General features: G+C 70.4%; 12 protein-coding genes and 1 tRNA gene. 12 read left to right on the forward strand and 1 reads right to left on the reverse strand.

Going from position 1 to position 14647, the window contains the following annotated elements; genetic code table 11:
* Positions 1-184 precede the first annotated feature (184 nt).
* From H9652_RS08700 to H9652_RS08725, 6 genes are all read left to right on the forward strand, one after another.
* Positions 185-257 (forward strand) — tRNA-Trp (locus H9652_RS08700).
* Positions 258-361: 104 nt separating this feature from the next.
* The gene (secE, locus tag H9652_RS08705; protein ID WP_138825573.1) at positions 362-637 is read left to right on the forward strand and encodes a preprotein translocase subunit SecE; all 276 of its coding nucleotides are present in this window, start codon (positions 362-364) and stop codon (positions 635-637) included.
* A gap of 126 nt (positions 638-763) precedes the next feature.
* The gene (gene nusG / locus H9652_RS08710; RefSeq protein WP_138825571.1) at positions 764-1579 is read left to right on the forward strand and encodes a transcription termination/antitermination protein NusG; all 816 of its coding nucleotides are present in this window, start codon (positions 764-766) and stop codon (positions 1577-1579) included.
* Positions 1580-1652: 73 nt separating this feature from the next.
* Complete coding sequence (gene rplK, locus H9652_RS08715) at positions 1653-2084, forward strand: 50S ribosomal protein L11 (RefSeq protein WP_056653726.1); 432 nt, start codon at positions 1653-1655, stop codon at positions 2082-2084.
* Positions 2085-2238: 154 nt separating this feature from the next.
* Positions 2239-2955 carry a 50S ribosomal protein L1 gene (gene rplA / locus H9652_RS08720; RefSeq protein WP_191795911.1) on the forward strand — a complete coding sequence of 239 codons (717 nt, stop codon included), beginning with the start codon at positions 2239-2241 and terminating at the stop codon, positions 2953-2955.
* A 316-nt stretch (positions 2956-3271) separates the two neighbouring features.
* Complete coding sequence (locus H9652_RS08725; protein ID WP_191795912.1) at positions 3272-5314, forward strand: alkaline phosphatase family protein; 2043 nt, start codon at positions 3272-3274, stop codon at positions 5312-5314.
* Between the two features lie 140 nt (positions 5315-5454).
* On the opposite strand, the gene H9652_RS08730 is transcribed toward H9652_RS08725, so the two are convergent.
* A complete protein-coding gene (locus tag H9652_RS08730) occupies positions 5455-6864 on the reverse strand; it encodes a glycosyl hydrolase family 18 protein (protein WP_318244062.1) in 1410 nt (469 codons plus the stop codon).
* A gap of 476 nt (positions 6865-7340) precedes the next feature.
* On the opposite strand from H9652_RS08730, the gene H9652_RS08735 reads away from it, so the two are divergent.
* The 6 genes from H9652_RS08735 to rplL all read left to right on the forward strand — a co-directional run bounded on the left by H9652_RS08735 (position 7341) and on the right by rplL (position 14317).
* Positions 7341-7985 carry an RNA polymerase sigma factor gene (locus H9652_RS08735; RefSeq protein WP_138825563.1) on the forward strand — a complete coding sequence of 215 codons (645 nt, stop codon included), beginning with the start codon at positions 7341-7343 and terminating at the stop codon, positions 7983-7985.
* On the forward strand, positions 7982-8479 hold the full coding sequence (locus H9652_RS08740; RefSeq protein WP_191795913.1) for a peptidase associated/transthyretin-like domain-containing protein: 498 nt from the start codon (positions 7982-7984) through the stop codon (positions 8477-8479). Before H9652_RS08735 ends, H9652_RS08740 begins: the two co-directional genes overlap by 4 nt.
* Before the next feature lie 77 nt (positions 8480-8556).
* Positions 8557-10362: a S8/S53 family peptidase gene (locus H9652_RS08745; RefSeq protein ID WP_191795914.1), complete on the forward strand. Its 1806-nt coding sequence runs from the start codon at positions 8557-8559 to the stop codon at positions 10360-10362.
* Positions 10363-10371: 9 nt separating this feature from the next.
* Positions 10372-12942, forward strand: a complete 2571-nt coding sequence (locus tag H9652_RS20275) for a CHAT domain-containing protein (RefSeq protein WP_191795915.1) — start codon at positions 10372-10374, stop codon at positions 12940-12942.
* 355 nt (positions 12943-13297) lie between these two features.
* Positions 13298-13825, forward strand: a complete 528-nt coding sequence (gene rplJ / locus H9652_RS08755; RefSeq protein ID WP_030151947.1) for a 50S ribosomal protein L10 — start codon at positions 13298-13300, stop codon at positions 13823-13825.
* 108 nt (positions 13826-13933) lie between these two features.
* The gene (gene rplL, locus H9652_RS08760; protein ID WP_030151946.1) at positions 13934-14317 is read left to right on the forward strand and encodes a 50S ribosomal protein L7/L12; all 384 of its coding nucleotides are present in this window, start codon (positions 13934-13936) and stop codon (positions 14315-14317) included.
* The last annotated feature ends 330 nt before the right edge of the window (positions 14318-14647 follow it).

Here is a 14647-nt window from a genome sequence, read left to right on the forward strand (position 1 = left end):
GGAGGGTCCTCTACGCTGGGGGTGAAGGAACAGCGACGAAGGTCGCTGGACGCGGCGCCGGGAGGTGCACGCCGAGGCCGGTTCGACCACGGCGCTCGGTTCGCGTACAGTATTCCTTCGGTGGCAGGTGTCCACCCGATGTTCTCTGCCTTCACGGCAGGTGCACGGGCGGTGCCGATCACGAAGGGCAGTGGCGCAATTGGTAGCGCAGCGGTCTCCAAAACCGCAGGTTGCAGGTTCGAGCCCTGTCTGCCCTGCAAGGCGTCGTCCCTCCCGGGACGTGCGCGTAGTCCGGTAACGGGTTACACCACGAGAGGTCAGCATCGGTTTCGGTTTCAACGTCACGTAGTGGGGATGAACAGTGAGCGAATCGCCATCAGAGGCGCTGGGTGCTGAAGGCGTGCGCGCCGGCGGTGACAAGAAGAAGGGCGACGCGAAGAAGGGCAACATCTTCTCGCGCATCGCGCTCTTCGTCCGCCAGGTGATCGCCGAGCTCAAGAAGGTCGTCACCCCCACTCGTTCCGAGCTGATCACCTACACCACCGTCGTCCTCGTCTTCGTGGCCGTGGTCATGGCGTTCGTGACGGTGCTCGACTTCGGGATCGGCAAGGCCGTCCTGTGGGTCTTCGGGGGCTGATCCCCGGAGGGCGCCCCGTGCCGCGAGCTTCTCGCAGCACCGGAGCAGTTCGCGCCCGGAGCGTATGGACCGGTACCGGTCCCGTCAGTTGCATGTTCGCGTAGTCAGCAGAAAGCAGGTTCGTTCGTGTCCCAGGAGTCGCTGGACCAGGCGGAGAACGTCGATCCCACCGAGCCCGTCGCCGAAGGCGCCGAGGCCGAGCTCGACGCGCCCGAGGCTGCCATCGACGAGGTCGAGGCGGACGCAGAGGCGCAGGACACCCCGGACGTCGAGGTGGAGGACGAGGAGTCGGCCGAGGCTGACGACGAGTCCCGCGTCGACGAGGACGGCGACGTCCTCGACGACCTGGACCCGGTCGAGGAGTTCAAGAAGGACCTGCGCACCAAGCCTGGCGACTGGTTCGTCATCCACTCCTACGCGGGCTACGAGAACCGTGTGAAGGCCAACCTGGAGAACCGCATCCAGAGCCTGAACATGGAGGACTTCATCTTCCAGATCGAGGTCCCCATGGAAGAGGTCGCGGAGATCAAGAACGCGCAGAAGAAGATCGTCCGTCGCGTCCGCATCCCCGGCTACGTCCTGGTACGCATGGACCTGACCGACGAGTCGTGGGGCGCGGTGCGCCACACGCCTGGTGTCACCGGCTTCGTGGGCCACACCCACCAGCCCGTGCCGCTGACGCACGACGAGGTCTTCTCCATGCTGGCCCCGACGATCGAGCCCAAGGCCGAGGCGGGCAAGCCTGCCGCGACGGCCAAGGCACCCTTCGAGGTCGACTTCCAGGTCGGCGAGTCGGTCACCGTCACGGACGGTCCGTTCGACACGCTCCCCGCGACGATCTCCGAGATCAACGCCGAGGGCCAGAAGCTCAAGGTCCTCGTCTCCATCTTCGGCCGGGAGACCCCGGTCGAGCTGTCGTTCAACCAGGTCGCCAAGATCTGATCCTGCTCGACAGCACCTGCAACCGGGTCATCGCCCACGGCGTCGGCCCAGACACAGAAAGCACGGAACACTCATGCCTCCCAAGAAGAAGGTCTCTGGGCTGATCAAGCTCCAGATCCAGGCCGGTGCTGCAACTCCCGCCCCGCCGATCGGCCCCGCGCTCGGTCAGCACGGCGTCAACATCATGGAGTTCTGCAAGGCCTACAACGCGGCGACCGAGTCGCAGCGCGGCAACGTCATCCCCGTGGAGATCACGGTCTACGAGGACCGTTCCTTCACCTTCATCACGAAGACGCCGCCGGCCGCCGAGCTCATCAAGAAGGCTGCGGGCGTCGACAAGGGTTCGCCCACGCCGCACACGGTCAAGGTCGCGAAGCTGACCTCTGCGCAGGTGCGCGAGATCGCTCAGACCAAGCTCGAGGACCTCAACGCGAACGACCTCGACGCTGCGTCGCTCATCATCGCGGGCACCGCCCGTTCGATGGGCATCACGGTCGAGGGCTGAGCACCACCCCCTCCGGACCGGTCCTGACCGGTCCTCCGGTCGGCCTCCTGGCCGGCCAGTCATGAATCATCAGGTCCCGGCGGGTTCGCCCGCCGGGACAGTGGCAGGGTCCGCGCGGACCCGTAGACCACGACTGCTCGAGAAGGAGAAGCAGATGGCAACGCGCAGCAAGGCGTACCGCGCCGCAGCGGAGAAGATCGACCGCGACGAGCTCTACACGCCGCTCGAGGCGGTTCGTCTCGCCAAGGAGACCTCGCCCACCAAGTACGACGCAACCGTCGAGGTCGCGTTCCGTCTCGGTGTCGACCCCCGCAAGGCGGACCAGATGGTCCGTGGCACGGTCAACCTCCCCCACGGCACGGGCAAGACCGCTCGCGTCCTGGTCTTCGCGAACGGCGAGAAGGCGGAGCAGGCTCGTGCAGCCGGCGCCGACATCGTCGGTGGCGACGAGCTCATCGAGAAGGTGGCCGCTGGCTTCACGGACTTCGACTCCGCTGTCGCGACCCCGGACCTCATGGGCAAGGTCGGTCGTCTCGGTAAGGTCCTCGGCCCCCGTGGTCTGATGCCGAACCCGAAGACCGGCACCGTCACGATGGACGTCGCGAAGGCCGTCGAGGACATCAAGGGCGGAAAGATCGAGTTCCGCGTCGACAAGCACGCGAACCTCCACTTCATCATCGGCAAGGTCTCGTTCGACGAGAAGGCGCTCGTGGAGAACTACGCCGCAGCGATCGAAGAGGTCCTGCGTCTGAAGCCGTCCTCCTCGAAGGGCCGCTACATCACCAAGGCGACGCTCTCGACCACGATGGGCCCCGGCATCCCGCTGGACCAGTCCAAGGTCTCGAAGCTCCTCGAGGACGACGCGGCCTGATCGCCTCGCTCTTCTGCCCGACGGCGTCTCTCCCCTTCACGGGGAGGGGCGCCGTCGGTCTTTTGTCGTCCTGGTGCCTGCAGGTGGTCTGCCGGGCGCGGTGACCTGGGCACCGGAGGATCGATATGCCGGGTCTGTCCCTCCGGTGACGCGATCTGCAGGGTGTCGGCCGGAGACGTTCACTGTCCCGATCGTCCCGGTTCATCACCGGTCTGCTTGGTGCGGTCAGAGTGATGCCTGTCTGGACAAGTGAGTCTCGCGACGCCGTCCGGACATCACATCCATGACGTGCACCATGACGACTGAAGGGTTGGACATGCGCAAGATCGCACACCTGGCACTCGCCGGGAGCCTGGCGGCAGGGACGTTCCTCGTGCCGGCGGCCGCGTTCGCGGCCGAGGGAGACGCCCCCGTCCTGCAGGGAACTCGTACGGACAAGACGCTCGTGATCGGCCTGGACGGGGCCAGACTCGACAAGATCGAGGCCGCGTCGACCCCGAACCTGCACGCGCTCATGCAGCGCGGGACGTACGGGCACAGCCTCCTGTACGCCACGAGCGACGCACCAGAGGTGAGCCAGCGCGGGGCCCAGACGGTGTCGGGCGCGGGCTGGTCGACGATCCTGACGGGCGTGTGGACGGACAAGCACAATGTCCGTGACAACTCGTTCGCGGGCAAGAACTACGCGCAGTACCCGAGCTTCCTCGACCGTCTCGAGCAGGTCGACCCGAGCATCGCGACCTTCGCGGCCTCGACCTGGGCGCCGATCACGTCGTCGGCGAGCAACGGGGACATCGTCTCGGCCGGGATCGACCTTCGCCTCGCGACAGGCTCGGACGTCAAGACCGAGCAGGCCGCGATCACGCACCTCGGGACGCAGAACCCGGACGTGAGCTTCATCCACCTCGACGACATCGACGGCGCGGGCCACAGCCACGGCGCTGACGCGGCGCAGTACACGGCCGAGCTCGAGGTGCAGGACGCTCGCATCGGGCGGATCCTCGCCGCCATCGAGGCTCGCCCCTCCCGCGCGGCGGAGAACTGGAACGTCATCGTGACGGCCGACCACGGGCACCTTCCCACGGGTGGTCACGGCGGCCGGGCCCAGACCGAGCGCGCGACGTTCGTCATCGCGGCGGGTGACGGCATCGAGGCGCGGGGCAGGCAGGAGAACCTCGCGATCACCGACATCGCCCCGACCGTGATGCGTCAGGCAGGCGTGACCGTGGACCCCGCATGGGGCCTCGACGGCACCTCCATCGGCGACGACGTCACGGACGACTTCGACAGCCTGCGCCCCGCACTCTCGGGACGCGTCGACGAGACGGGCGTCCCCGCGGGGACGCTCGGCTTCACGACCACGCCGCCGTCCGGCTGGAGCGTGGACAACTCGGCCATGCCGTCAGGTGGTGTGACCGAGTGGCGCGGCTGGTCGTTCACGACGCAGCCCTTCTGGTCCGCGGCGGAGCCGGGTCAGGCGCGCGAGAACTTCACGCGCGGACGTGACGTGATCGCGGTCGCGGACTCCGACGAGTGGGACGACAAGAGCCACGGTGCGGGAAAGTTCGACTCGACGCTCGTGACGCCGGCGTACTCGGTGGCGGGCAAGGAGCAGGCCGTGCTGAGCTTCGAGCACTCCTACCGTCACGACCGTGTGCAGGTCGCCGAGGTCCTCGTGAGCTTCGACGGCGGTGCACCGGTCCAGGTGGCGGCGTTCCCTGCGAGCGACAACGGGCAGCGCACGATCGTGACGGACGTCCCGGCCGGGACGAGGACCGCGCAGTACCGGTTCCACTACAGCGGGACGAACGACTGGTTCTGGGCCCTCGACCAGGTGCGTTTCGCGGCGCAGGGCGAGACCGACCCAGCCGGTTCGGAGGGCGTCGCGCTCCAGGCGGTCGTCGAGGAGCCCGTCGCCGAGGGCAGGCTCTCGATGACGGTGGCGAGCGACGGCGCACCCGTGACGCTCGAAGGCGGCCTCGACGGTGACCACCTGACCTACACCGCGGCCCTGCCCGTGGTGAGCGTCTCCGACACCCGCCTCGAGGCCGCGGGCTGGGCGGTGTCCGGGCAGTCGACCGCGTTCTCCACGGGGACGACGACGTTCGGTGCCGAGCAGCTCGGCTGGACGCCTCGCCTGGTGCTGGGCAAGCCGGGTGTCGTCGTCGGGCAGCGTGTCTCCTCGGTGCTGGGCGGGGGAGCGGGGCTGTCGGTCCCGCAGACCCTCGTCGGCGCCGACGCGATCGGTCGCAAGGGCACGTCCGACGTCACGGCCGACCTCGCTCTCGAGCTCCCGGCCGACACGGCGCCGGGTGCGTACGGTGCGACGCTGACGATGTCGCTCTTCCCCGTCGACTGACCTGCTGTTCGCGGGGTCCCGGCTCACTGGCCACGGGTCGGCGAACAAGCACCGAGCCGTTCGGCTCTCCACTCCCTGGGCGAGGGTGGAGAGCCGAACGGCTCGGGTCGTACGAGGGGCCGTCGGCCTCGCGAGGGGCCTCAGCAGGCGCCGAGGTCCTTCCACACGCCCCAGTCGCTGGGGGCGGGAGCGTCGCCGCGGGTCCACCACTTGGCCTGCCACGTGCGGCCGTTGTGGGAGACGGTGTTGCCGCCCGTGTAGATGGTCGTCGCGCTCCAGGGGGCGGCCGAGCAGGTGGCGCCGGTCGTGCCGCCGGTGGTGCCGCCGGTCGTTCCGCCCGTGGTCCCGCCGGTCGTGCCACCGGTGGTGCCGCCGGTGGTGCCGCCGGTCGTTCCGCCCGTGGTCCCGCCCGTGGTGCCGCCGGTGGTGCCGCCGGTCGTTCCGCCCGTGGTCCCACCCGTGGTGCCGCCGGTCGTTCCGCCCGTCGTGCCCCCGCCGGAGCCCGTGCCGAGGCGCGCACCGACGGCCGTCGCGAGCGCGTAGTTGTTCTTCTTGTCCCAGTTGATCGACCAGGTCATGACACCGCCGATCTTGCCGTACGGCGTCGCGGGCTTGAAGGCGCCACAGTTCGTCCCCGTCTCGAGGCAGTCGACGGCCTTGATGACGTTCGCGACGGGCTGGTAGCCGCCGCCGGCCGCGGCCTGGACGGCGGGGACACCGATGCCGACCTGGTCGGGCCGCAGGCCCATCTCGAGCTGGATGCAGGAGAGCGAGGTGAGGAAGTCGATGCTGCCCTGGCTGTAGACCTGCTGGTTGCAGCCCATCATCGCGCCCGAGTTGTAGTACTGGGTGTTGACGATCGTGAGGATGTCCTTGATGGCGAGCGTGAGCTGGTAGTAGCCCATCGAGGTGGCCTGGTAGTCGATGGTCTGGGGGGCCATCGCGATGATGAGGTTCGGGCCCGCCTTGGCCGAGAGCTGGTGCAGCGCGCTCGACATGTACGTGGCGTTGATGCCGTGCTCGAGGTCGATGTCGACGCCGTCGAAGCCGTACTCCTGCATGAGGGCGTACGCGGTGTCGGCGAAGTTCTTCGCCTCGGTCGCGTTGGAGACGATGACGTTCCCCTTCTCGCCGCCGACCGACAGGATGACCTTGCGGCCCTGGGCCCGGATCGCGGCGATGTCGGCCTTGAACTGGGGCACGGTGTACCCGTTCAGCTCGGCGGTCGAGAGGTTGAAGGTGATCCCGCCGGGCGTGCCGGTCAGGTTGTCGGCGAACGCGACGGCGACCAGGTTGTAGGCGGGCGGGATGTCGCTCAGCGGCATGACGACCGAGCCGTTGTTGAAGTTGTGCCAGTAGCCCGTGAGCCACTGGTGGCCCGGGGCGGCGGCTGCTGCGACGGTCGCGGGCTGGGCGGCGGGCTGCGGGGCGGCCTGAGCGCTCGTGCCGGCGAGCGCGAGCCCGCCGAGGGCGACCGTGGCGGCGGTCAGTGCCGCGAGCAGGCGGGCCGGACGGCGGGCGCCGTCGGCGGGGTGGCGATGGGTTCTCACGTGGTGCTCCTCTAGCAAGGGGTCCGGGACGTCGTCGTCTCACCGGGACCGTCCGAGTGGCCGATCTGGGTCGGCCATGCCGACGCTACGTGAGCCGCGTCACGCCTGTGATGAGGGGTTTCACCACTCTCTGCCTACGGACGGTACGGGGATCCCCCTACGTGTCGCGTACCCGTACGTGCGGGTTCCCGTCGCCCGACGTCGTCGCGCGGGTCGCGTGGTGCGGGTCGCCGAAGCACACGACGGACGTCCGGGAAGAACCTCCGGACGCGTGTATCAAACGCGGCGCCCGTTCCTCTCTCCCGGCAGGAAGGGGTCCGGTGCACCACCGGCCCGGTGCGTCGAGCGTGCGTGAGCACGGGCCGGAGGGAGGTCCTGCGGTGGCGGAAATGCTTGTCCCACCTGGGCAGACGCCCCTAGACTCGGGTTCCCCCGAAGTACCCGAGCACGACCGAGAGCAGACGGCGCACCCAGCCATGACACGGATCACCGAGGACGTCCCGGAAGTCGACGAGCCGGAGGTGAGCCTCGGGGATCGTGCCGCGGCCGCCCTGCTCGACTACCGCGAGGGCAAGCACCAGGCACTGGCCGACTTCGTGAGAGAGGCCACGCCGTTGCTGTGGCACACGGTCAGGGCCCAGGGAGTCGTCCGCGAGCAGGCGGACGACATCGTCCAGAACACCTGGATGGCCCTCGTACGCAACGCTCACACCATCCAGGAGCCGCACGCCGTGCTCAAGTGGCTCCTCGTGACCGCCAAGCGCGGCGCGTGGGAGGCCGTCCGCAAGCACCGTGACGACCAGAAGCGCCGGACCGAGCTGCCCGACGACATGCTCGACGGGCCCACGGGCACCCTTCCCTCTTCCGACCCCACCCCCGAGACCCAGGTCCTCGAGGTGGAGCGCGACCGCTACCTGTGGCGCGCTGTCCTCCAGCTGCCGGACCGCTGTCAGCAGCTCCTCCGGCTGATCTCGTTGGCGGACCGACCCGACTACAAGTACATCTCGAGCGCCATCGGCATGCCGGTGGGCAGCATCGGGTCCAACCGTGGGCGGTGCTTGGCAAAGCTCCGCGACATCATCGAGAGCGAGCAGGGGGACAGGACATGGGAAACATCATGAGCGCACCGTCGGGGTACAGCCCCGAGGAACCACTGGACGCCGTCGACCTCGAGATCCTGGCGGATCTCGCCCGTATCCACACGATGCTCGACCCGGTACCGGACGGGCTCGTCGAGCGGTCGCTGTTCGCGATCACGCTCGCAGGCCTGGAGGCCGAGGTCATGGAGCTCGAGTACGTCCGTGTGCCGGAGATGTCGGTCCGGGGCGAGGCGCCGCCGATCGAGGCGCGCACCATCACCTTCACGGCCGAGTCCCTGACCGTCATGATCACGCTGTCCGCTCGTGACGACGGCCGGATCCGCATCGACGGATGGGCCGCCCCGGCCGGCGAGCTGACGGTCGAGCTGCACCGCCCGGACGGGATGGTCTCGACCGTCGCCGACGAGGACGGCCGGTTCGTGTTCGACGCCGTCGGGCCTGGTCCGGCGAGCCTGCTGCTGCGAGCCCCGGGTGCTGGCGGCGACGCCGTGACGACACCGATCATCGAGCTCTAGCCGCCCCGCCCCTTCGTCATCTCGGCACGCCGGGCCGATCGACCCGACGGTAGTCCCCTTCGTGCATTGGAGCACCGATGAGTGAGACCCCTGAGCAGTCGGCCACGCCGCCTGTCCCGCCGGGCGGGCGGCCCTTCGGAGACCGACCGAACCGGCTGCAGTGGCGGACGCGGACCCTCGACCCGATCACCGCACCGCGTCGGGCCGGGCAGTCCTCGCCGCACCCCACCTGGTACGTGGGGGACCGGGTCCTGGTTCCCGAGTCTCCGGACGACCTGACCGGCAACCGCTCGCTGCGCTGGCTCGAGGAGGCCGCGGCGAAGTTCGACCTGACGGTCGAGGTCGAGGAGGCCAGCAGGAGTGACGCGGAGCTCATCACCCGGGCGGGGCTGGACCGCGAGACGACCCGTGACCTGCGACGCGTCTTCGGGCTGTCGGCGCGCCTGCGGCAGAAGGGCGGCAGCGAGGGGGAGCTCCCCGACGCCTGGAAGGTCATCGAGAAGCTCGGTGGACGCCTGTGTCCCGATGACAGGTGCAGCCCGCGGGTGGGCCTCGACCACATGATCGCGCCCGCGGCGGGGCCCGCCATCGGTGGCCAGCCGTACACGCAGCCGTTCCCGTACACGCAGCCCTTCCCGTACACGCAGCCGTTCCCGTACACGCAGCCGTTCCCCTACACCCAGCCGTTCCCCTACACCCAGCCCTTCCCCGTCACGGGAACCGCGGAGTACGCGACACCCGGCTCGGGCGGGCGGACCCCCGTGAACTGGGTCGGTCCCGTCCCCGCACGGCGGCTCGCCGTCGGTGCCGACGACTTCACCGCCGCGGACGGGACCCGCCGACCCGTCGTGGCGGTCCTGGACACCGGGGTGGGCGCGCACCCCTGGTTCGACGCCGCCCCGGAGACTCGAGGGACGATCGTCGTGCGAGACCCCGAGCTCCTCGGAGAGCCGCTGTCCGTCCTCCCGGAGACGGAGTACGAGTACGAGGACCCCGAGATCGGAGGGGTGTCGATCTCTCCCTTGACGGGCCCGCTCGACCCGGTCGCCGGGCACGGCACGTTCATCGCCGGGCTCGTCCACCAGAAGTGCCCCGACGCGGTCATCCTGGCTCCTCGTCTCTACGGCGGTGCCGGGGTCATCCCCGAACGAGACCTCCTGCGCTCCCTGCGTCGTGTGCTTCTGTGGCACGTGCTGGGACTCGTCGGGCGGGACGGCTACGCGCCGATCGACGTCCTGGTCCTCTCGCTCGGGTACTACCACGAGCGCCCCGAGGACGCGGACTTCGACGCTCCCTTCGGCACCGTCCTGCGGGCGCTCCGGCGCTACGGGGTGCTGGTCGTCGTCTCGTCCGGGAACGACGGGCAGACCAGGCCGAGCTACCCTGCGGCGTTCGCGCCGCGCATCGACCGTCGGCAGACGCCGCCCGTGCCGCTGCAGGGTGTCACGCTCCTGCGCGACGAGCCGCCGGTGCTCACGGTCGGGGCGCAGAACCCGGACGGGACCACCGCCCTGTTCAGCAACGACGGGCCATGGGTCACGTGCGTGCGTCCCGGCGCCGCTCTCGTCTCGACGGCGCCGACGACGATGGACGGCGCGGTGGCCCCCAGCCGATGGCTCAAGGAGCTCTGGTCGGACGGCAACCGGGCCACGATCGACCCCGAGGGGTTTCAGGGCGGGTTCGCTACCTGGAGCGGTACGTCCTTCGCAGGGCCCGTGCTGGCCGGCGAGCTCGCGTCCTACCTGCTCGACGACGCCGCGGCCGACCCGACGTCGCCGAGCGCCGTGGTACCGGGTGAAGGAGCGCCCGGACGCTGCGCATGGCTGTGGCAGTCCATTACCCTGGCCACTGGACTGGTCCCCACGGAGGTGACCGCGGAATGAGGTGACGGCGTGGCGCGCAGCGGTGGCCGGACCCTGCGCGCACGCCTCGAGTTCGCGTCGGGGACCAACGCGCGGGGGCGTCATGCCCGGGCCGCCCAGCTCTTCCGCACCATCCTCGCGGATCTCGAGGAACCGACCTTCGCGGACGACCCGGACAACAGCTACGCCCACGTCCGTGCGCTGATCGGTCTGGCGATCTCCAGGTTCGAGTACGAGGGTGACGTCGATCGCTCGCTCGAGCTGCTCGAGCAGGCCCAGGCGTGGGTAGAGGCCCATGGGCCCGAGGACCTGCAGCTCGTGGTCGGCGGACAGCGTGGCCTGCTCCGGCTGCGCACCGGCCGGGTCGTCGAGGCGGTCGAGGAGATGGACGCTGCCGCTCGGTTCATCGACGTGGCGACGCCGCTCGACGCCGCCGTCCTCCTCCTGAACCGGGGGTCGCTGCACCTCGAGCTGGGCAACCTCGATCGGGCCGAGGCGGACCTTGCCGAGGTGGTGCGGCGCGCGGAGGACATGGGGGACGCGCTGCTCGCGTCCAAGGCGCAGCACAACCTCGGCTACGCGAAGTACCTCGGCGGCGACCTGCCGACAGCCCTGCGCGCCATGGAGGAGGCGGAGCGCGGTGCTCCCGAACGGCACGCCTCCGTGGGCCTCATCGACAAGGCGCAGGTTCTTCTCGAGGCCGGACTGCTCTCGGACGCCGACTCGACGCTCGCCGAGGCGCGCGAGCACCTCGTCCGCAACCGGATGGTCAGGGACGTCGCCGAGGTCGAGCTGCTGCGTGCACAGTGCCTCGTGGGGCTCCGCCGCTACACCGAGGCGCAGCGTCAGGCCCGCGCGGCCGCGGCCAGGTTCGACCGGATCGGCAACGACCCCTGGGCTGCCCGGGCTCGGGTCGCCGAGCTCCAGGCGCGGCTCGCCGAGGACCGTTCGGCGGGCCTCTCGGTCGGCGTGGCACGCCGTCGGGCGGCCCGTGCGCTCGCTCTCGCGGACGTGGGGGCCGCGCTCGGTGAGGCCGGTGGGCGTGGGGTGACCGTCCCCGCACAGCTCCTCGCGGCAGAGTGGCTCCTGGCGGCGAAGGACCCGGCGGGCGCGCGCGAGGTCCTCTCGCGGGTCCCGGGGCACCTCGGGCGGGTGGCGCTGCCGCTGCGTCTGCAGCACCAGGCAGTGGCGGCCCAGCTGGCGTTCGCCACCGGGGAGCGTGGCGCTGCGCTCCGTGCCGTGCGCAAGGGGCAGCGCATGCTGGCGGAGCACCGCGAAGGGCTGGGGTCGGTCGACGCCGTGACGGCTTCCGCGGTCCACGGGGTGCGCCTGGGGCACGTGGACGTGGCCGCGGCCCTGCGTACCGGCCGCGCCGCGGCGCTGCTCGACGCCGTCGAGCGTGGACGTGCGACCGTCGCCGGCAGCGGGAGGGTCGTGCCGCCGTCCGACGCCGAGTCCGCCGAGCTCCTCACCCGTGCGCGCCAGGAGATCGAGTCTGCGAGGCTCCTGGGGGCGAACCCCTCGGGTGAACGTCTCGAGCGCCGGCGTGCGCACCTGAGCGAGGCGCGACGGCTGCAGGAGGCTGCTCGGCGTCGGGCCTGGCAGGACGGAGGGGGAGCGCAGACGCCGACCGCGGTCACCGCACGCCGCCTGCGCCGCGCGCTGTCGACGGCGAGCGCGTCGACGGTCGTCGCGGACTTCGTCGTCGCGGACGAGACGCTCCGCGTCCTGCGGGCGGACGCCTCGGGGCTGAGCATGATCCGGCTGGCCCCGATGGTGGAGGTCGGCGAGCGCATCCGGCGTGCGCGTGCGGACCTCGACGTCCTGTCGAACGGGCTGATCCCGGCGCCCATGCGGGCCGCCGCCCGGGCGTCGCTCGACCGGAGCCTGGCGTGGCTCGACCGCGAGGTCCTCGCGCCGATCGACGCGCAGGGCGACCTGCACATCGCCGCGCGCGACCTGCTGCTCGCCGTGCCGTGGTCCTCGTTGCCCTCACGCGCGGGACGCCGGACGTGGGTCAACTCGTGGATCGACCTGCAGGAGTCGACGGTCGAGCAGACCAAGCCCGACGTCGTGGTCGTGGCGGGACCGGGACTACGGGCGGCGGAGGCCGAGGCCGAGGCCGTGGCGAGGACGTGGGAGAGCGCCACGGTCCTGACCGGCGAGGAGGCCACCTGCTCGGCCACGGTCGAGAGGCTCCCGTCGGCCGCGGTCGTCCACCTCGCGACGCACGGCCGGCACGAGACCGACAACCCGTTGTTCTCCTCGCTGCGGCTCGCGGACGGCCCCCTGTTCGCGCACGAGCTCGACGGCGTGGACCTCCGAGGCGCCGTGGTCGTCCTCTCGGCCTGCGAGGCGGGGCTGTCGACGGTCCGGATCGGTGGTGAGCCGCTGGGGCTCACGAGCGTCCTGCTCCGGCTGGGGGCAGCGGCCGTCGTGTCGAGCGTCGCCCCGCTGCGGGACGACGTCGCCGCGCGGGTCATGCCCGAGTTTCACGGCGAGCTGCGGGCGGGGGCCACGCCGGGGGACGCGCTCGCGGCCGCGGTCGCGAGCGAGGAGGAACCGGTTCCCCTGGTCTGCTTCGGGCCGCTCGCGGTCTGAGGGGGCCTGCGCGGAGGCGTGTCCTTCGGCGCCCCGACTGCGGGCGCTGCGCCGCACAGCGCGGCGCCCTGCGGCGCTGTCGGACCGGATTTGGACCAGGCGCCGACCTCACGTACCCTGTTCCAGTACCCAAGACCGCCGGTCGTACCGTCCTGCCCACTGACTCGTCAGTTGCAGTCCGGACCGAAGTCCCGCAGAAGTGCGGAGGCCAGCGCAGGTGAGAGTTCACGGAGCGGGCGAGAGCCTGCACTTCGAGCCCCGCGCCTGCGCGGGGCTCTTCTCGTCTCCGCAGGACCTCACCCCCCAGGGCCCCCGCCCTGCGGAGACCGGTGGCACCACCACCGGAAGGATTGCCATGGCGAGGCCGGACAAGGCAGCCGCAGTCGCAGAGCTCACGGAGAACTTCCGCGAGTCGAACGCGGCCGTGCTGACCGAGTACCGCGGGCTCACCGTCGCGCAGCTCAAGCAGCTGCGTCGGTCGCTCAGCGGCAACGCAACCTACGCCGTGGTGAAGAACACGCTGACCGCCATCGCGGCCAAGGAAGCCGGCATCGAGATCGACGCCGACTTCAAGGGCCCCTCGGCCATCGCCTTCGTGACCGGTGACCCGGTCGAGGCGGCCAAGGGCCTGCGTGACTTCGCCAAGGCGAACCCCGCACTGGTCATCAAGGGCGGTGTCCTCGACGGACGCTCCCTGACCGCTGCGGACATCACCAAGCTCGCGGACCTCGAGTCCCGCGAGGTCCTGCTGGCCAAGCTGGCCGGCGCGTTCAAGCAGCCGCTCTACCAGGCGGCATACCTGTTCAACGCGCCCGCTTCGCAGGCCGTCCGCACCATCGATGCCCTGCGCCTCAAGCAGGAATCGGAGAGCGCTGCCGCCTGACCCTCCTCGGAGGATCACGCAGCACGCACCCACCCCCTCTGCTTCCAGCAGGGCTCTGTGGATCGTTGACAGGGCTGCTGCCGAGCACCAACCGAAAGGACCGCCATCATGGCGAAGCTCAGCACCGAAGAGCTCATCGAGCAGTTCAAGGGCCTCTCCCTCATCGAGCTCTCCGAGTTCGTGAAGGCGTTCGAGGACGCTTTTGAGGTCACCGCGGCCGCTCCGGCCGCCGTCGCCGTTGCAGGCCCCGCGGCCGCTGCCGCCGAGGAGGTCGAGGAGAAGACGGAGTTCGACGTCATCCTCGAGGCTGCCGGCGACAAGAAGATCCAGGTCATCAAGGAGGTGCGTGCCCTCACGAGCCTCGGCCTGAAGGAGGCCAAGGACCTCGTTGACGGCGCCCCCAAGCCCGTCCTGGAGAACGTTGCCAAGGACGCTGCTGACAAGGCCAAGGCTGCCCTCGAGGGCGCCGGCGCAACCGTCACCGTCAAGTGATCACTGCCCTTCGGGGCGGTATCGCATGACAGGTCGCCTCGCGCGGCCTGACAGGTAGCACAGGCGACGAGGCCCGTACCCCCCGGGGTGCGGGCCTCTCGTCGCCTCTTCGTCTCCCGGCCCGACGCCGGAGCTCACCTTCCACGGGAAGGTGGCGGACGCCGTCGGGCAGGGAGTTTCTTCGTGTTCTTGGGCGGCATATGGCGGCCACCGAGAAGATGTCCTCACCGGCCCGGTGGGGGAGTGCAGTGGGCGTGACGACGGTCTTGACAGGCCGCGATTTCGCGTCGCTGGACACGCTTGACTGGGCCGGGTATGCTAGCGCTTTGC

The sequence above is a fragment of the Oerskovia rustica genome, assembly GCF_014836555.1.
GTDB lineage: Bacteria > Actinomycetota > Actinomycetes > Actinomycetales > Cellulomonadaceae > Oerskovia > Oerskovia rustica.